Genomic DNA, 16,667 nt, shown 5'->3' with positions numbered 1-16,667 from the left:
AGCGTGGTCGGACTGCGCGGGCACGGGGCGCGCGACGGCCGGATCGCCCACCACCGGTGCGCTCCGCGGACGACGGTCGTGGGGCGCCTGCGTTCTGCGGATGAGCACCGCGCACCCGGACGGCCGCCCAGGGTGGCCCGAGCAGCGTGGGGCTCCCCGCCCGCCACTCGAAGGACATCCATGACCCTCGCTGCACCGTCCACGACCGCGACCGACGCCGATGCGATCGTCGTCACCGACCCCGTCACGGGTGCGGTCGCGTCGACCACCGCCCGCACCGCGCCGACCGAGGTGCGCACCGCGGTGGCCCGGGCACGTGCGGCGTTCCCGGCGTGGGCACGGACGGCACCGGCGGAGCGCGGGGCGCTCCTGCACGCGGCGGCCGAGCACCTGCGTGCGCACGCCCAGGAACTCGCCGACCTCAACACGCGCGAGACCGGCAAGGTCCCCGGTGACGCCCTCGGCGGCGTGCACGCCGGCATCGGCACGCTGGTCCAGTACGCCGAGCTCGGGCCGGTCCACCGCGGCGAGGCCCTCCGCGGGCAGTTCGGCGCCGCCGACTGGTCGGTCCCGCACCCCCGCGGCGTGGTGCTCGCCCTGACCCCGTGGAACGACCCGGTCGCCGTGGCGTGCGGGATCCTCGGCGCGGCGGTCGTGACCGGCAACACCGTCGTGCACAAGGGCAGTGAGCGCTCCCCCGCCACGATGGCCCGGCTGAACGCCCTGCTCGCCGAGGTGCTCCCCGAGGGCGTCCTCGTCGGGGTCGACGGTGACGCGACCACGGGCGAGCTCCTGCTCGAGCAGGACGGCATCGACGTGTACGCGCACGTCGGTTCGACCGCGACGGGCGACCGCCTCGCCGAGGTCGCCACCCGCACGCGCGCCCACGTCATCCGCGAGAACGGCGGCAACGACCCCGTGGTCGTGGACGGCGACGTCGACCCGGAGTGGGCCGCGGCGCAGGTCGCCCTCGGTGCGTTCGCGAACACCGGGCAGATCTGCACGAGCGTCGAGCGCGTCTACGTGCACCGCGCGGTCGCCGAGCCCTTCGTCGCCGCACTCGTCGCCGAGGCCGAGCGCCGCACCGCCTCGGCGGCCGCCGACTTCGGCCCGCTCGTCGACGAGCGGCTGCGCCACACCGTGCAGGCCCACGTCGACGACGCCGTGCGTGCCGGGGCCACGGTCGAGACCGGCGGGGTCGTCCCGGGCGGTCCGGGAGCGTTCTACCCAGCGACGGTCCTGACCGGGGTCACGGACACCATGCTCGTGATGACCGAGGAGACCTTCGGGCCGATCGCCCCCGTCCGCGTCGTCGAGTCCTTCGACGAGGGGCTCCGCCTCGCCGCCGCCGACCGCTACGGCCTCGCCGCGACCGTCCTGACCGCCGACACCGGCCACGCGCTGCGTGCCGCGGCCGAGCTGCCGGTCGGCACCGTGAAGGTGAACGCCGTCTTCGGCGGCGCACCGGGCGGCAGCGCCCAGCCCCGCGGTGCCTCGGGCGCCGGCTTCGGGTACGGCCCGCACCTGCTCGACGAGATGACGACCACGACGGTCGTGCACCTCGAGGCGGCACCGGCACGACGCTCCGACAGCACGACCACGACCACGAGCACGAGCACGAGCACCGCAGCGGCCGGGACCGGCGCCACGACACCGGCCACCACGACGCCGAGCACCGCGGCGGCCGAGACCGGCGACACCGCCGGTACGGATGCCGCCGCCAGCACCGACGCCGCCAGCGCCGACGCCGCCGGCACCGGTGTCGCCACCGGCTCCGGGGTCGGCACCACAGCGAACACCGAGGAGACCCGATGACCGCCGACGTCCGTCTCGTCCGCGACCTCGTCGCCGCCGTCGACGACCGCGAACCGCTCGTCGTCGTGGTCGGCGACTGCATCCTCGACCAGTGGACGGTCGGCGAGGCCGAACGGGTCTCCCGCGAGGCCCCCGCACCCGTCGTCCGCGTCACCGAGACCGTCGCGGTCCCGGGCGGCGCCGCGAACACCGCCGTCAACGCCCGCGCCCTCGGCGCCCGCGTCCGGATGGTCGGACTCGTCGGCGACGACGAGTCCGGACGCGTGCTGCGCGAGCGGCTCCGTGCCGCCGGCGTGGACACGACCTTCCTCGTGGAGGTCCCCGGCGCCCGCACCACGACGAAGACCCGTGTGGTCGGCGGCGACCGCGTGGTCGTCCGCGTCGACGAGATCACCGAGGCCCCGCACGCCCGGGACGGCGCACGGCTCGCCGAGGCGGTCGCCCGTGCCGTCCGCGGTGCCGACGCCGCCGTGGTCTGCGACTACGGCCTGGGCGTCGAGCCGTCGGACGTCGTCCCCGTGCTCGACCGGGACCGCCCCAACGCGGTGGTCGTCGACGCGCACGACCTGACCCGCTGGGCCGCCCTGCACCCCGACCTCGTGACGCCGAACGCCGGCGAGACCGCGGGCCTGCTCGGCCGGGAACTCGGCGCCGGTGCCGCCCGGGTCCCCGAGGTCGTGGACGCCCGCGCCGACGTCCTCGCCCGGTCCGGCGCGCGCGCCGCCGTCGTCACGCTCGACCGGGACGGCACCGTCCTGCTCGAGCCGGACGCCGAGCAGGCGTTCCGGACCCGGGCGACCCCCGCCTCCGAGCAGCAGGCGTCCGGCGCCGGCGACACGTTCTGCGCCGCCGCGACCGTCGCGCTCGCCGTCGACACCCCGCTCCGGGACGCCGTCGCGGTCGCCCAGGCCGCCGCCGACGTGGTCGTGCGCGAGGCCGGGACCTCGGTGTGCTCGGCCGCCGCCCTGCTCGAGTCCGTGACCGCCCCCGCCGCGACCGTGGTCGACCACGACGACCTGTCGCTCGCCGTGGACGCCGCCCGTGCCGCCGGTCGACGCGTGGTGTTCACGAACGGCTGCTTCGACGTGGTCCACCGCGGCCACACGACGTACCTCCGGCAGGCGCGCGAGCTCGGCGACCTGCTCGTCGTCGCACTGAACGACGACGACTCGGTCCGCCGGCTCAAGGGCCCGGAGCGCCCGATCAACACGGCCGAGGACCGCGCGGGCGTGCTCGCCGCGCTCGCCTGCGTCGACCTCGTAACGGTGTTCGCGACGGACACCCCCATCCCGCTCATCGAGCGCCTCCGCCCCGAGGTGTACGTCAAGGGCGGCGACTACTCCCCCGAGATGCTCAGCGAGACCGACGTCGTGCGCGCGTACGGCGGCGAGGTCGTCATGGTCGACTACGTCCCCGAGCACTCCACGACGGCGGTCGTCCGACGCATCCGTGAGGCAGCGGCGAACACCGCGGCGGCAGCGAACGCGGCCGGCCGCGTGGCGGCCGACCGCGCAGCGCCGGCAGACGCCGCGCCGGTCCCCGTCGACCGTCCCTCCGACGACCGCGCCCCGACCGCCGAACCGGTCGAGCCCGACCCGGCACCGTGAGCGCCGTCGGCACGTCCACCCCACCGGCCCTCCCGGTCGCCCGCTGGTCGGGCGACTGGGCACGTCCCGCCGCCGACGGTCCCGCGGTCGAGGTCGACGTCCTCGTCCCGACGGTCGGTCGTCCGGCCGAGCTGGCCACGACCCTCGCCGGGCTCGCCGCCCAGACCGACGTCGCCCTCCGACTCGTCCTCAGCGACCAGTCCGCGGGCCAGGACGCCGCCACCGCGCCGGCGGTCGCCGCCATGCTCCGCGTCCTGGAGGCACAGGGCCGCCCCGTCACGCTCCTCGCGCACCCGGAACGGCGTGGCCTGGCAGAGCACCGGCAGCACCTGCTCGACCACGCCGCGGCCGCCGCGGTGCTGTACCTCGACGACGACGTCTGGCTCGAACCGGGCGCCCTCCGCCGGATGCTCGACGCCCTGCACGACCTGGGGTGCGGGTTCGTCGGCAGCGCGGTGCAGGGGCTGTCCTACCTGGCCGACCGGCGCCCGCACGAGACGGCGGTGTTCGAGCGGTGGGACGGGCCCGTCGTCCCCGAGGTCGTGCGCCGCGGCACACCGGCGTTCGACCGGCTCTCGCTGCACAACGCCGCGAACCCGGCGCACGTCGCGGCCGACCTCGACGTCGAGCCCGGCGGATGGGTGCCGTACCGGGTCGCCTGGGTCGGGGCCTGCGTGCTCTACGACCGGGACGCGCTCGAGGCCGTCGGCGGGTTCGGCTTCTGGTCGGCGCTGCCGAGCGAGCACGCGGGCGAGGACGTCGTCGCCCAGTGGCGCGTGATGGAGCGCTTCGGCGGTGCCGGCATCCTGCCCTCTGGCGCGGTCCACCTGGAGAGCCCGACGACGGTCACCGACCGGCGGGTCGACGCGCCGGACGTGTTCTTCGAGGACGCCGGGGCGAGGCACGGGGCCTGACCGGCCCCGGCCGGGCCGCACGCGACCGCAGGCCGCGCCGCCGTGTGCAGCGTCGGACCGGTCGCCGCGGCGGTCGACCCGGCCACCAGGGGACACCGCGACCCGTCGGCGGACCGCACCGGCCCCGTCGCCCCGAGCCGCGCCTCCCGGCCGACCGGTCCCGTCCGTGACGGGCGCGACCAGCGGTCAGCCGCCGGACTCCACCTGCACCTGCTGCCCGGTGGCGGCGAGGTCGATCTGCACGATCGACCGGGCACGCTCGACCCAGGGGCTGTCGACGCACCCGATCCACACCGCGGTGTAGGGCTCGGAACCGACGACGCACCACTCCGCGGCCCAGGCCGTGACGGCGTCGGCGAGCAGTTCGCCGTGGTCGGCGAACAGCAGCGTCGTGATGGTCGACGGCCAGTCGCTGCGGACCAGCCACGTCACGGTCAGGTGCGGCGGGGCGGGCAGGATCCGGACCTCGTCGGCGAAGGCGACCTCGACGAAGACCTGGCCGTACGCGGAGTCGGGCAGCTCCTCGAGGATGCGGCGGACCTCGGGCAGGTCGGCGAGCCCGCCCGCCACGAGGACGCGGTCGGTGATCGGGCCCTGGTCGGTGTGGAGGTCGCCCAGGGGGTGGACGTCGCCCGTGGCGTGGGCGTCGTCCGGTGCGTGGCCGTCGTTCGATGCGTGGTCGTCGTCGGTGTGGTCGGTGGGGTGCTCGTCGCTCCCGGACATGGCACGAGGCTACGCGCTGCCACCGACGCGTCGGCTGGGACAGTGGCAGGAGTCCGACCCGCCACGCCCGACGCGCCGCGCCCGACGCGCCGCGCCCGACCCGCCGCGCCCGAGCCGCCACGCCCGACCCGCCGCGCCCGACCCGCCGCGCCGCCCGTGCGTCCCGCCCGCCGACCCGGCATGATCGTGAGCGACGGCCGGACGAAGGAGCACCCATGGCGACGTTCACCCGCGGCTTCGGTCGGCGACGGGACGACCGCGACGACGCGCGGATCCCTCCGGGGCAGACCCTGGTCGGCGACTGGCCCGTCCTCTCGGCGGGTGCCACCCCCGACGTCGCGCCGGCCGACTGGACCTTCTCGATCCGCACGGAGTCCGGCCTGCGCACCTGGACGTGGGACGAGGTCCGGGCGCTCGGCGTCGAGGACGTCACCGTCGACATCCACTGCGTGACGCACTGGACGAAGCTCGACATGGCGTGGCGGGGTGTCCCGCTCGACCGGCTCTTCGCCGAGGTCGACACCGCCCTCGGGTACTGCATGGTCCACAGCACCGGCGGCTACACGACGAACGTCCCGCTCGAGGACCTGCTGCACGGCAAGGCGTGGATCGCGTTCGAGGCCGACGGCGCTCCCCTGACGCCCGAGCACGGCGGTCCCGCCCGTCTGCTGGTCCCCCACCTGTACTTCTGGAAGAGCGCGAAGTGGGTCAGCGGGATCGTCATGCAGGCCGACGACCAGCCCGGCTTCTGGGAGGACGCCGGCTACCACATGCACGGTGACCCGTGGAAGGAAGAGCGGTACTGGTGAGCGCGGCCGTTCCGTCCGACGCGCCGGCACCCGGTCTGGAGGCCCGCCCCGCCGCCGCACCGTCGGCGACGGCCCGCAGGCGCCCGGCCTGGCACGCCGCGACCGTCGCGTCCGTCGCGCCGGAGACCCCGAACGCCCGCCGACTCGTCCTCGACGTACCGACGTGGCCCGGCAACGAACCCGGTCAGCACCTCGACCTCCGCCTCACGGCCGAGGACGGCTACCAGGCCTCGCGGTCGTACTCGATCGCGTCCTCCGGCGACGGCACGCGCGTGACGCTCGCGGTGGACCGGGTCGACGACGGCGAGGTCTCGCCGTTCCTCGTCGACGCGATCGAGGTCGGCGACGGCCTCGACGTGCACGGTCCGCTCGGTGGCTGGTTCGTCTGGCGTCCCACGGGTTCGGCGCGCCCGGTGCAGCTCGTCGCGGGCGGGTCGGGGTTCGTCCCGCTGCTGCCGATGATCGTCGCGCACGCCGAGGCCGACGACCCGCAGCCGTTCCGCCTGCTGTACGCGACCCGCACGCCGGAGGACGTCTTCTTCCGCACCGAGCTCGACGACGCCCGCCGTGCCGACGCTCCGCTCGAGGTGACGCACGTGTACAGCCGCCGCGGTCCCGACGGGTCGGACGAGCCCGTGGGACGCCTGACCCGGGACCGCCTGGAGGGGTCGGTGCTCCCGCCCGAGGCCGGCGCCCTGGTCTACGTCTGCGGGTCGACCCCGTTCGTGGAGCAGGTGCTGCGGTGGCTCGGGGAGCTCGGCCACGACACGTCGGACGTCCGCGCGGAACGGTTCGGCGGGGCCTGATCCGCGCCGCGGACCGGATCTGCACCGGGACCCGATCGGTGCCGGGGCCCGGATCTGCACCGGGACCCGATCGGTGCCGGGGCCCGGCACCGCGGACCTGATCCGCGCCGGCAACGACGAAGGCCCCGGTCGGTGACCGGGGCCTTCTGTCCGAGCGGATGACGAGATTCGAACTCGCGACCCTCACCTTGGCAAGGTGATGCGCTACCACTGCGCCACATCCGCGTACGACACCACTCTAGCGCGCCCGGCCGCAGACCCCGGCATCCCCGCGGTGCCGGGCGCGTCGCGCGTCCGGCTCGCACCCTGGGTGCCGTGGACCGCCGGACGGACGAGCACCTCCCGGGGTCCCGTGGCCGCTGACCACCGGCCGGAGCCGGATCGTGCGGGATCCCGGGGCACGGGACTGCGGGATCGCGGGAAACCGCACGGCGCGGACCGGGACCAATCCGGACGGCCTCCGGCTCCGGATGTCTCCTCGGTGCCCGTCGTCGGCCAGACCCGCGCAGCACCCGGGGCCACCCACCCCGCCGTCCGGCCGATCGCGGCGACCCGAACGCTGCGAGCGGCCGGACGCACCCGGCCGGGCCGGTCGCGGCAGCCCGAACGCTGCGAACGGCCCGACCGGCCCCCGCTCCCAGGGCCCGCGGGTTCACTGGTGCCATGAGCTACGTGCACGACAACCCGGGCGGCACCGAGGCCCACGGCGTCGACCTGATCGACGGCGACGCGCCCGCGGTCCGCATCCTGGTCCACGGCGACCTGCCGACGACGATCGAGCACGAGGGGACGACCTGGCTCGCCACCGGCGACGCGCACGACGACGGCGACCCGTCCGCACCGCCCATCGCGATCTACCACCCCGTCCGGCACCCCTGAGCGCGCCCCGGCCGAGGTCGGGTCCGGACGACTGCCCGTCGCACGTTCCGCCCTCCGGATGATGCGGCTGGCCGACCGGTTGCAGCACCCTGGTCGAGGTGGGGAACCCGCCTGGTCGCGGTCGCAGCTGTGGGGGCAGCGGCCGCGACCACCCGGGCGGTACGGTCGTGGCACCGACGGAGGGACGGCGATGACGGAGACGGCAGGCACGGGCGAGACGGGACCCCGCGGGGACGGCTCGGCCGCACGCGCGACCGCGGTGAGCATGACCGCCGCCCTGCTCGCGACCGCGGTGGCGCCCGTCGTGGAACTCGCCGGCGGAGACGTCTCCGCGACCGCCGTCCGCCTGCTCGGTCTGCTCGGTGCCGTGCTGGCCGTGGTGGCGATCGTGCTCGGGCAGCGCCGCAAGGACCTGCCGACGATGGTCCTCGGTGCGGGCATCGCGCTCGGCACGCTCAGCGGGGAGCTCCCGAACCCGAGCGGTGTCGTCCTCGTCTCCCCCGCCGGGGTCCTGTTCCTCGTCGCCGTGGCGCTCGTCGCCGTCGCCGGGGTCCTCGTCGCTGCTCGGACCGTCCGCTGGCCACGGGCGGTCGGCATCCTGCTCGCCGTCCTCGGGGCGCTCCGACTCGGCTACCTGGTGTGCATCGGGTACACCCCGGCCCTGCTCGCGCTGCCCCAGGACAGCCTCGGCGTCGCCCTCGCACTCCCGGCGCTGCTCGCACTGCTCGTGTTGCTCGTCGCCGCGCTGCTGTTCGCCCCCGTGGTGTTCGCGCCGGTCGGCCGTGGCGTTCGCTGGCTCTGGCGCACCGCCGACGTACGCTGACCGCTGGCCGGACCGTCACGACCGGCCGCACACCACCGGGGGAACATGACCACGCTCACCAGGCGCGAGCGCGAGCGCCGCACCGCGCAGCTCTTCAACGGGGCCTTCGCCGTCCTCCTCGCCGTCGCGACGGTCGTCCTGCACCGCGGGATCATCGCCGCGCACCCGCTCGACTTCTGGCTGCCCACGGTCGCCGGGCTCGCCTACGGCGCGGTCGCCTGGCGTCTCGGACGCGACAGCACGTCGGCGTGGTTCCCGCTCCTGCCGGTGCTCGGATGGGTCGCCGGGGTCGTCCTGCTCGCACGCCTGCACGTCGCCGCCGCGCCGGCGTGGGGCTTCGCGGTCATGATCGGTGCGTTCGCGGTCACCGCGGCGTTCCCGAAGCGACCGGCTCCGCGTCCCGCCCGCAAGGTCGCGTCGACGGAGGTCCGGCCGTGGACCGGCTCCGGGGTGACCGCCGTCCCGACCGAGCACGACCTCGGTCGTCGGTCCGCGCACGCGGTCTCCGTCCGGACCGGCAGCGCGACCTCGACGTTCCTGGTGTCCGACCTGGCCGCCTTCGTCGACGCCGAGCGGCAGATCGCCGACTCGGCTCCGGGAGCCCCGCTGATGTTCCTGGCCCGCGCCGGCGTCGCCTCGTCCGACTCGATCATCGGCGAGGTCACGACGGACCTGCCGGACGGCACGGTGTTCCTCCACGCCGGCGGCGAGGGCGTCCCGCCCGCGGCCGTCCTCTCCGAGGACGACGCGCGGACGTTCGAGGACTGGGTCCGGTCGCTGCCCGAGGACTGACTGCCGCTGCTGACGGCGTCCGGCTCAGTGTGCGTCGGAGAGCCCGCTCGCGACGTACTCCGACGTCACCGAGTCGTCCGTGAGCGTGCAGTTGGAGACGGCCCAGGGGAGGAATGTCCCCGACCGCCCCGATCCTGACAGACCGTCCCGCTGCGGCGCGTCGCTTCCGGCGACGAGGAGTGGTCGGTGGTCGCCTCGGCCTCGTCGGAGGCGCGACACCGTCGGTCACGGCGCCGCCGCACGCTCCCAGTCGATGTTCGCGTCGGCGAGGTGCGGGTACACCTCGAGCATCCGGTCGGGATCCACCTGCCACGTGTCGTGGTCCCAGTCACGTGGCTGGTCGGCGCCGATGTACCCGACGCCGTCCCGTCGGCGCTCCTCGAGGTTCGACGCCGCGATGTCGTCCCGGATCCGTTCCGACAGCGGTTGCAGCGCACCGGCGTCGGCGAGCCAGGTGACGACGGCGTCCATGACCGGTCGACGGGGCCCGGAGCCGCGGGTGTCGTCCATCAGCGCCGAGTACACCCGCCCCGGCATGACGAGCCAGCCGTTCGTCGGGAACGGCACACCGCGAGCATCCACCTGCCGACCCCAGGAGCGGGCATCGACGACCTCGCGGAGCAGGTACGTCTCGCACCGGTGGAAGCGCGCGAGCTCACTGCGGTCGAGGGGCGGGTACGGGATGGTCGCCCGTCCGGCGTCGTAGACGCTCGGTCGGGGCTGCTCGTTCACCGACCGCCACCAGGCACGGAGCCGGCTCACGACGGGACGCCCGACACTGCGACGTCGGCGCGGCGATCCCCACCCGGACGCACTACTCGGCCGGCCCCTGCGCAGCCGGCTGCGCCGTGAGCAGGGTCACCAGCTCGCCGATGTGGTGTTCCTGGTCCATCGGGTGCCGCATCCGCGCGTCCGGGTTCAGCGTGTACCGGTTCCGCCGACCGTCGCGCGCCTTCGTGAGGTAGCCGGCGTCCTCGAGCTCGGTGAGGATCCGCTGCGTCGCCCGCTCGGTGACGCCCACGGTCTGCGCGATCTCCCGCACGCGCGCGTCCGGGTTCGCCGCCACGCACAACAGCACGTGTGCGTGGTTGGTGAGGAAGGTCCACTGCGTCACGGGCCCAGCGTAGACCTCGACGCCCTCTCAGGTGATCTGCGTTACACGACATTGAAGTCCGGTTATGGTTAGCACGTAATCCGAATCCGGAAAGGCGGGACGCTCATGGTCCTCGAGTTCGTGGCAGCCCTGGTGTGGCTGGTCGGTGCCGCAGCGGCGGCACACCCCGGGATCCCCCCAGCACGAGCGGCATCACTCGCAGTCGGAGTCGGCTCGGTCGGCATCGCGGCCGCCGTGGGCTCGGTCGTCCTCCGGTGGACGACCGGTGCCGGGCCGGCCTGGTTCGCCGTCCTCGCGGCCGTCTTCGTCGCTGGTCTCAGCGTGTGGATCCAGCGGTTCGCGGTGGCGCACCTGCGCGGAGACACCGGGCAGCGCCGGTTCGTGGTGTGGGTGAACGTGCTCACCGCCGCGGCCGTCGGTCTGGTGCTCGCGCCGTCGGTGCTGTGGTTCGCCGTCGCGTGGACCGTCGCGGGCGCTGCGCTGATCGTCCTGCTCGCGACCTACCGACGGTCCCGCCAGGCACGCGACGGCGTCGCGCGAGCCCTGCGGCAGCTCGCCGTCGGCGACCTGGCGCTCTGGGCGGCCGTCGTGACCGTCAGCGGGACGGCGCGGGGCGACGTCGAGTGGGCGCGCCTGGCGGCGGTGACCGAGCGCCTCCCGGCCTGGTCGGCGGCTGTGGTCGCCCTGCTCCTGGTCGTCGCGTGCGTCTCGCGGTCCGCGCAGTTCCCGCTGGACGGCTGGCTCCGGACCACGCTCGCCGCGCCGACGCCCGTCTCGGCGGTGATGCACGCCGGGCTGGTGAACGCCGCCGCGTTCCTCGTGATCCGCTTCGCCCCGATGGTCACCGCCCACCCGGCCGCGCTCGCCCTGCTCGGGGCGTGCGGGGCGGCGAGCATGGTCGTCGGCTCCGCCGGGTACCTGGTGCGCGCCGACCTGAAGGGACGGCTCGTCGCCTCGACCACCGCGCAGATGGGCGTGATGCTCGTGACGCTGAGCGTCGGCGCCTGGGGTGCGGCGGTCTTCCACCTGGTCGGCCACGGCATGTACAAGGCGCGGCTGTTCCTGCGGGCCGGCGAGCAGGTGGACGACAAGCGCCGCGCGCTCGCCACCCCGGTGACCGATCCCGCCCCGGCCGCGCAGCGCCGGGCCGCCGCGGTCGTGGCCACCGTCCTGCCGGGCCTCGGCATCGTCCCCGCGGCGTGGCTGTCCACCGGGCCGGCGACCCTGTCGAGCACCGTGCTCGCCGCCTCCGGGTGGGTCGCCGCCGCGCTCGTGCTCCACAGCGTGCTGACGAACCGCGGGGGGCACGTCGGCGTGCGGGTGCTCGCGGTCCCGCTCGTGATCGTGGCGAGCGCGGTGTACACGGCCGCCGTCCACGCCCTCGACGCCCTGGTGTCGTCCGACGTGCCCGCCGCCGTCGATCCGCTGCCGGGCTGGGTGCTCGTCGTCCCGCTGCTCGTCGTCGGCGCCCTGTCGCTCCTGCCGCACCTGCCGATCGCCCGCGACCCCGTGCTCTACGGCTGGGTCGCCCGGGTCGCCGGCACGCCCGTCCCGCGCCTGCGGCTCATGCGTCGCAGCACCCTCGCCCGCCCGACGTCCACGAGCCCCGTCCAGGAGACCGCATGACCCAGCCATCCGCACCCCAGGTCCGCGCCGCCGTCGCCGGTGCCGCGCGGACGATCACCCCGACCTGGCCGCTCACCTCGTTCATCGCGGTCAACCCCGCCTCGGGACACCTGCGCCGACCGATGCAGGCGCTGCACACCGTCCCCGGCGAGACCCCGACCCGTCCGGAGCACGAGTACCTGCAGGGCGACGTCGACCTCGGCGCGCTGCGGACCGCCGTCGCCGAGGTGTTGCCGGCGCTGACGACCGCCGACGACCTCGAGCTCGCCGGACGCCGGTCCACCGCACTCGACGTCGCGGTCGCCGCGCTGCTGCACCCGCCGGTCGACGCCGCGTCGGCCTCGGACCCCGAGCGGGACGACGCCCTCGATCCGGTCGACCAGTACCTGTCGCAGTCCCTCGCGCGGTTCTCGGCCGACCCGGTCTGGGCACCGGCACCCAGTACCGGGCTCTTCGACCGCTTCCGGCAACTGGCCGGGCACGACCGGACCGTGCCGAAGCGCGCCCGGACCACCCTGCTCGCACTGCCGACCACCGCCGAGGCCGCGATCGCCGAGGTCCTGCGGGCGAACGGGATCGGGGCGGCGTCACGGGCCGCGGTGGTCGGCGCCCAGCTCCACGCACTGCCCGGGTGGGCAAGCCACCTGGCGTGGCGGGCCCAGCACACCGGAGACGCCACGTTGACCGACCTGGTCGCGTGCCGGTTGGCCCTCACGCACGCCCTCGGTGCGGTGGTGGACGTCCCCGCGGTCGATGCCGCTGCTCCGGCGGCGGACAGGGTGTCGGTCGCCGCGCCGGACGCCGGCTGGGTCGAGCGGACCCTCCGGCTCTGCGTGGGCGACACGACGCACGAACCTGCGCCGGCCGAACGCATCGCCGTGTCCCGGGTGCTGCGGCTGCTCGACCCCGCGACGCGCACGACGGTGTGGCAGACCGCGGCGGAGACGGCCTACCGCGACGGACTGATGGCGACCATCGCGCGGGGCGGGCCGGCCGACACGGTGGCACCGGAGGCGCGCCTCGACGTGCAGATGGTGTTCTGCATCGACACCCGGTCCGAGGGCCTCCGCAGGCACCTCGAGCTGACCGTCGGCGTCCGGACGTTCGGCCTCGCCGGGTTCTTCGGCGTCCCGCTGCGGTACACGTCGCTGTTCGGGCAGCAGCCGCGGGAGCAGTACCCCGCCCTGCTCAGCACCGGGTACGAGGTGACGGACCAGGCGGTCGACGCCGCGGCAGCCCGTCGCGCCCGCGACCGCCGGGCCCTCGCCGGTGCCGTCCGGTCGACGACCAAGCGGGTGGCCAGCACCCCCGCGTCGGCCTTCGGGTGGGCGGAGCTGTCCGGGTGGGGCACGCTCGTGGCGGACCTCGTGCGCCCGGTCACCGGGAACCGTGACGGAGGTCGGATCCCGACGCCGGACACCGTCCTGGACGTCTGCGAGCAGATCCCCCTGGACGACCGGGTCGTCGCCGCCGAGGCCGCCCTGCGGATGACCGGCCTGACCCGCTTCGCGCCGCTGGTCGTGCTCACCGGGCACCGGACCGAGACCGTCAACAACCCCTACCGGGCCGCGCTCGACTGCGGTGCCTGCGGCGGCAACCCCGGCGGTGCGAACGCCCGTGCCGCCGCCGCGATCTGCAACGACCCCGCCGTCCGCCGCCGCCTGGCCGAGCGCGGTCTGTCCATCCCGGACACGACGTGGTTCGTGGCCGCCGAGCACGAGACCACGACCGACCGGCTCACCGTGCTCGACCGGCACCTGGTCCCCGGCACGCACCGCGAGACGGTCGACCGGCTGCTCGCCGCCGCCGCCGTGGCCGGCGACGCGCTGACGGCCGAGCGTGCCCGCGACCTGCCGGGTGCGGGCGAGCGGACGTCGCTGCGCCGGGTCCGCCGTCGCGCGACCGACGGGTCCGAGATGTACCCGGAGCTCGGCCTCGCGAACAACGCGGCGATCATCATCGCGCCGCGGGCGATCACCCGCGGCGTCGACCTGGAGCGCCGGACGTTCCTGCACGACTACGACCCCGCCGCCGACCCGGACGGCAGTGCCCTGACGAACATCATGACGGCGCCGCTCATCGTCGCGCAGTGGATCAACGCGCAGTACTACTTCTCGACCATCAACCCCGAGCGGCACGGAGCCGGCAACAAGACCGTGCACAACCCGCTCGGCGACCTCGGGGTGCTCGCCGGGCACACCGGGGACCTGCGGACCGGTCTGCCCTGGCAGTCGGTCGCGGTCGGCGGTCGACTGCTGCACGAGCCCCTCCGGCTCAGCGTGCTCATCCAGGCACCGCTCGACCGGATCGCGCAGATCGTCGCGGCCACCGACGCGCTCCGCGCCCTGCTCGACGGGGGCTGGATCTCCCTCCACGCCCGTCAGGACCCCCACCAGCCGTGGCAGCGGTACCGCGCCGCCGGCTTCACCACCGACGAGAGGAACCCCTCATGAACCACCTCATCACGATGATCCGCATCGAGGTGATCGCGCCCTCGGACGTGAGCACCGCGGTCCACGAGCTCATCACCTCGGCGGGTGCGACCGGCTACACCAGCGTCGCCGGCGTCTCCGGCGTCGGCCACTCGGGAGCGCACAACGGGCGGCACCTGTTCAACGACCACGACGCGCTGGGGATGACCATCACGGTCCTGCCGGCCGAGCGGGCCGAGCCGTTGATCGAGGCGCTCCGCGAACTGCTCGAGGGCGGGAGCGGTGTGATGTTCATCACCGACACCTGGGTGTCCCGCTCCCAGTACTTCCAGTGACCGACGCGGACCGTCACCGTGGTGCCACCGTCGTCTTCGCGACCCGGCACGGCAAGCAGGACCAGGCCGCCGAGGTCTTCCGCGAGCTCCTCGACGCGCGGGTGGTGGCACCGGAGGACATCGACACGGACCAGTTCGGCACGTTCACGGGCGAGACCGCCAGGGTGCGCACACCTCGGCAGGCGGCACTCGACAAGGCACGACTCGGCATCGCGCTGACGGGGCACCGGTTCGCGCTCGCGTCCGAGGCCACGTACACGAGCGCGTGGCCGACCGGCAGCCACCACGAGCTGCTGGTGTTCCTCGACGACGATCGCGAGGTGGTCCTCACCGAGGAAGCCGTCGTCCCCGCACCCGGGCAGGGTGCGGTCACACTCCGCGACCCCGGGGACGCGCTCGCCGTCGCCGCCCGGTTCGGCTTCCCCGACACCCGCGCCGTCGTCGTCTGGCGGCGGGACGGGGTGACCGTCGCCCGCAAGGGTCTGACCTCGGCTGCCGCGGTCACGGCGGCGGTCGCCGACGCGGTCGCCGACGTGACGCCCGACGACGGCACCGTGCTCATCGGTCCGGACCTGCGGGCCCACGCGAACCCGGCCCGTCGACGGGTGATCGCCGACCTGTCCCGTCGCATGGCCGAGCGGCTGGCGCGGCCGTGCCCGGCGTGCCGCTCGGCGGGCTGGGGGCGCGTCGGGGTCGAGCGTGGCCTGCGGTGCTCGGGGTGCGGGACCGCGTCCGCGGGGGTGGCCGCCGACGTGCTCGGGTGCGCGGTGTGCGACGCGACGGAGGTGGTGCCGCGCTCCCCCGGGACGATCGAGCCGGAGTGGTGCGAGGTCTGCAACCCGTGAGGCTGGGCCGTCCGTCCCGCGGCCCGGCCCGGCCCGGCCCGGCTCGTCCAGCTCGTCCGGCTCGTCCGGCTCGGCGGTCGGCGGTCGGCGATCGGCGGTCGGCGGTCGGCGGTCGGCGATCGACGGTCGGCGGTCGGCGGTCGGCGATCGACGGTCGGCCGTGCGGCGCCGTCCCGCGGCGCGCGCTCGGCCGCGGGACGCGTGACGGATCGCCGAGACACCGGGAGCCCGGGCATTCAGCCGGAACAACACCCGGGAACCGGAACAACACCCGGGAACACGAAAACCCCCGGATCGGATGATCCGGGGGTTTCCTGCTGTGGGCGATACTGGGATCGAACCAGTGACCTCTTCCGTGTCAGGGAAGCGCGCTACCGCTGCGCCAATCGCCCAGAGACCTGCTGACCGAAGTCCTGCATGGTCTTGGAGGGTGTTGCTGGAGGTGGGGACGGGATTCGAACCCGCGTGGACGGCTTTGCAGGCCGCTGCCTAGCCTCTCGGCCACCCCACCATCGAGGTTCACGTCTCCGTGAGTACCCGAACGGTGGGATACTCTCTGGTGAGTCGTGGTCGTCCGGGGACTCCCACACTCGAGCGGATGACGAGATTCGAACTCGCGACCCTCACCTTGGCAAGGTGATGCGCTACCACTGCGCCACATCCGCAATCCGGCCCGACCGAGGCGTTGCTCCGAAGAGCGTGTCTCGTTCAGTCCGTGTCTCTCCGCTGTCGCGGCGACGAGAAGAACTCTATACGAACCCGGGCGCTTCCGCCAAAATCCTCGCCGTTCACCGGGCGTGTCCCCCGATTTCACGCGGATCGCAGCCCTCCCGACCCTGTCCCCGGGCGCCCCGCCGGGCCGCACGGGCCCGGGATGGAGCAGCAAGTGTCGGGTCGGGAGCGCGGACCCGACAGTTGCTGCTCCATCGCGGGCGGGAACGCGGACACGCAGACGGACGGGAACCCGCCCCCGAGACCCGCGCCACACCCGGGCTGCGCGCAGTGTTCGGAGGAGCCCCGGACTTCCGCTACTATCGACTGGCACGCAAGTGCAGGGGGCGATTGGCGCAGTTGGTAGCGCGCTTCGTTCACACCGAAGAGGTCATCAGTTCGAGTCTGGTATCGCCCACCCCCGCCGGCCACCACC

The 16,667-nt window shown here is 74.8% G+C and carries 15 protein-coding genes and 5 tRNA genes; 13 read left to right on the top strand and 7 right to left on the bottom strand.

Features of this window, described 5'->3' with window-relative positions; genetic code table 11:
* Nucleotides 1-180: 180 nt before the first annotated feature.
* Genes QOL15_RS08175 through QOL15_RS08165 form a run of 3 tightly spaced genes read left to right on the top strand, consistent with a single transcriptional unit; the run spans nucleotide 181 to nucleotide 4,336 of the window.
* A complete protein-coding gene (locus QOL15_RS08175; protein ID WP_071247162.1) occupies nucleotides 181-1,815 on the top strand; it encodes an aldehyde dehydrogenase in 1,635 nt (544 codons plus the stop codon).
* The gene (gene rfaE2 / locus QOL15_RS08170; RefSeq protein WP_139197470.1) at nucleotides 1,812-3,422 is read left to right on the top strand and encodes a D-glycero-beta-D-manno-heptose 1-phosphate adenylyltransferase; all 1,611 of its coding nucleotides are present in this window, start codon (nucleotides 1,812-1,814) and stop codon (nucleotides 3,420-3,422) included. The genes QOL15_RS08175 and rfaE2 overlap by 4 nt, the downstream gene beginning before the upstream one ends.
* On the top strand, nucleotides 3,419-4,336 hold the full coding sequence (locus tag QOL15_RS08165; RefSeq protein WP_071247164.1) for a glycosyltransferase family 2 protein: 918 nt from the start codon (nucleotides 3,419-3,421) through the stop codon (nucleotides 4,334-4,336). Before rfaE2 ends, QOL15_RS08165 begins: the two co-directional genes overlap by 4 nt.
* Nucleotides 4,337-4,522: 186 nt before the next feature.
* Here QOL15_RS08165 and QOL15_RS08160 read toward each other — a convergent pair whose 3' ends face one another.
* Entirely contained in the window at nucleotides 4,523-5,059 is a 537-nt protein-coding gene (locus QOL15_RS08160) for an SIP domain-containing protein (RefSeq protein ID WP_071247166.1), read from the bottom strand.
* A gap of 215 nt (nucleotides 5,060-5,274) precedes the next feature.
* Between QOL15_RS08160 and QOL15_RS08155 the strand changes: the two genes are divergently transcribed.
* Together QOL15_RS08155 and QOL15_RS08150 are read left to right on the top strand one after the other, a co-directional pair.
* Entirely contained in the window at nucleotides 5,275-5,868 is a 594-nt protein-coding gene (locus QOL15_RS08155; RefSeq protein ID WP_071247168.1) for a molybdopterin-dependent oxidoreductase, read from the top strand.
* Nucleotides 5,865-6,674, top strand: coding sequence for an FAD-binding oxidoreductase (locus QOL15_RS08150; protein ID WP_254784109.1), 810 nt, complete (start codon nucleotides 5,865-5,867; stop codon nucleotides 6,672-6,674). Before QOL15_RS08155 ends, QOL15_RS08150 begins: the two co-directional genes overlap by 4 nt.
* A 153-nt stretch (nucleotides 6,675-6,827) precedes the next feature.
* On the opposite strand, the gene QOL15_RS08145 is transcribed toward QOL15_RS08150, so the two are convergent.
* Nucleotides 6,828-6,899: transfer RNA gene (locus QOL15_RS08145), tRNA-Gly, on the bottom strand.
* Nucleotides 6,900-7,337: 438 nt separating this feature from the next.
* On the opposite strand from QOL15_RS08145, the gene QOL15_RS08140 reads away from it, so the two are divergent.
* From QOL15_RS08140 to QOL15_RS08130, 3 genes are all read left to right on the top strand, one after another.
* On the top strand, nucleotides 7,338-7,553 hold the full coding sequence (locus QOL15_RS08140) for a hypothetical protein (protein ID WP_065963981.1): 216 nt from the start codon (nucleotides 7,338-7,340) through the stop codon (nucleotides 7,551-7,553).
* 190 nt (nucleotides 7,554-7,743) lie between these two features.
* Entirely contained in the window at nucleotides 7,744-8,376 is a 633-nt protein-coding gene (locus QOL15_RS08135; protein ID WP_071247170.1) for a hypothetical protein, read from the top strand.
* A gap of 45 nt (nucleotides 8,377-8,421) precedes the next feature.
* Nucleotides 8,422-9,168 (top strand): hypothetical protein, encoded by a 747-nt coding sequence (locus QOL15_RS08130; protein WP_071247172.1) that lies wholly within the window; start codon nucleotides 8,422-8,424, stop codon nucleotides 9,166-9,168.
* 225 nt (nucleotides 9,169-9,393) lie between these two features.
* Here the strand turns inward: QOL15_RS08130 and QOL15_RS08125 are convergent, their stop codons facing one another.
* Nucleotides 9,394-9,930 (bottom strand): hypothetical protein, encoded by a 537-nt coding sequence (locus QOL15_RS08125; RefSeq protein ID WP_071247174.1) that lies wholly within the window; start codon nucleotides 9,928-9,930, stop codon nucleotides 9,394-9,396.
* Nucleotides 9,931-9,982: 52 nt separating this feature from the next.
* Complete coding sequence (locus QOL15_RS08120; protein WP_065963973.1) at nucleotides 9,983-10,282, bottom strand: winged helix-turn-helix domain-containing protein; 300 nt, start codon at nucleotides 10,280-10,282, stop codon at nucleotides 9,983-9,985.
* A 105-nt stretch (nucleotides 10,283-10,387) separates the two neighbouring features.
* On the opposite strand from QOL15_RS08120, the gene QOL15_RS08115 reads away from it, so the two are divergent.
* From QOL15_RS08115 to QOL15_RS08100, 4 genes are read left to right on the top strand one after another with little or no spacing between them, the layout of a single operon-like run.
* The gene (locus QOL15_RS08115; protein WP_071247176.1) at nucleotides 10,388-11,908 is read left to right on the top strand and encodes a proton-conducting transporter membrane subunit; all 1,521 of its coding nucleotides are present in this window, start codon (nucleotides 10,388-10,390) and stop codon (nucleotides 11,906-11,908) included.
* Complete coding sequence (locus QOL15_RS08110) at nucleotides 11,905-14,361, top strand: putative inorganic carbon transporter subunit DabA (protein WP_071247179.1); 2,457 nt, start codon at nucleotides 11,905-11,907, stop codon at nucleotides 14,359-14,361. Before QOL15_RS08115 ends, QOL15_RS08110 begins: the two co-directional genes overlap by 4 nt.
* On the top strand, nucleotides 14,358-14,675 hold the full coding sequence (locus QOL15_RS08105; RefSeq protein ID WP_065963965.1) for a DUF190 domain-containing protein: 318 nt from the start codon (nucleotides 14,358-14,360) through the stop codon (nucleotides 14,673-14,675). Before QOL15_RS08110 ends, QOL15_RS08105 begins: the two co-directional genes overlap by 4 nt.
* Nucleotides 14,672-15,520 (top strand): DUF6671 family protein, encoded by an 849-nt coding sequence (locus QOL15_RS08100; protein WP_071247180.1) that lies wholly within the window; start codon nucleotides 14,672-14,674, stop codon nucleotides 15,518-15,520. The genes QOL15_RS08105 and QOL15_RS08100 overlap by 4 nt, the downstream gene beginning before the upstream one ends.
* A 320-nt stretch (nucleotides 15,521-15,840) precedes the next feature.
* Here the strand turns inward: QOL15_RS08100 and QOL15_RS08095 are convergent.
* The 3 genes from QOL15_RS08095 to QOL15_RS08085 form a co-directional block, all read right to left on the bottom strand.
* Nucleotides 15,841-15,912 (bottom strand) — tRNA-Val (locus QOL15_RS08095).
* A 45-nt stretch (nucleotides 15,913-15,957) separates the two neighbouring features.
* A tRNA-Cys gene (locus QOL15_RS08090) sits at nucleotides 15,958-16,031 on the bottom strand.
* 82 nt (nucleotides 16,032-16,113) lie between these two features.
* Nucleotides 16,114-16,185 (bottom strand) — tRNA-Gly (locus tag QOL15_RS08085).
* Nucleotides 16,186-16,576: 391 nt separating this feature from the next.
* Between QOL15_RS08085 and QOL15_RS08080 the strand changes: the two genes are divergently transcribed.
* A tRNA-Val gene (locus tag QOL15_RS08080) sits at nucleotides 16,577-16,649 on the top strand.
* The last annotated feature ends 18 nt before the right edge of the window (nucleotides 16,650-16,667 follow it).

Origin of the sequence: Curtobacterium sp. MCBA15_012, from assembly GCF_001864935.2 — a bacterium.
Lineage (GTDB): Bacteria > Actinomycetota > Actinomycetes > Actinomycetales > Microbacteriaceae > Curtobacterium.
The sequence above is the reverse complement of the archived record's forward strand: the minus strand, read 5'-3'. Positions and strand labels throughout refer to the sequence as shown.

Bases quoted from the DNA above. Each gene is read 5' to 3' on its own strand.
- QOL15_RS08175 (WP_071247162.1), top strand. From the start codon at position 181: ATGACCCTCGCTGCACCGTCCACGACCGCGACCGACGCCGATGCGATC.
- rfaE2 (WP_139197470.1), top strand. From the start codon at position 1,812: ATGACCGCCGACGTCCGTCTCGTCCGCGACCTCGTCGCCGCCGTCGAC.
- QOL15_RS08160 (WP_071247166.1), bottom strand. From the start codon at position 5,059: ATGTCCGGGAGCGACGAGCACCCCACCGACCACACCGACGACGACCAC.
- QOL15_RS08155 (WP_071247168.1), top strand. From the start codon at position 5,275: ATGGCGACGTTCACCCGCGGCTTCGGTCGGCGACGGGACGACCGCGAC.
- QOL15_RS08140 (WP_065963981.1), top strand. From the start codon at position 7,338: ATGAGCTACGTGCACGACAACCCGGGCGGCACCGAGGCCCACGGCGTC.
- QOL15_RS08135 (WP_071247170.1), top strand. From the start codon at position 7,744: ATGACGGAGACGGCAGGCACGGGCGAGACGGGACCCCGCGGGGACGGC.
- QOL15_RS08130 (WP_071247172.1), top strand. From the start codon at position 8,422: ATGACCACGCTCACCAGGCGCGAGCGCGAGCGCCGCACCGCGCAGCTC.
- QOL15_RS08115 (WP_071247176.1), top strand. From the start codon at position 10,388: ATGGTCCTCGAGTTCGTGGCAGCCCTGGTGTGGCTGGTCGGTGCCGCA.
- QOL15_RS08110 (WP_071247179.1), top strand. From the start codon at position 11,905: ATGACCCAGCCATCCGCACCCCAGGTCCGCGCCGCCGTCGCCGGTGCC.
- QOL15_RS08105 (WP_065963965.1), top strand. From the start codon at position 14,358: ATGAACCACCTCATCACGATGATCCGCATCGAGGTGATCGCGCCCTCG.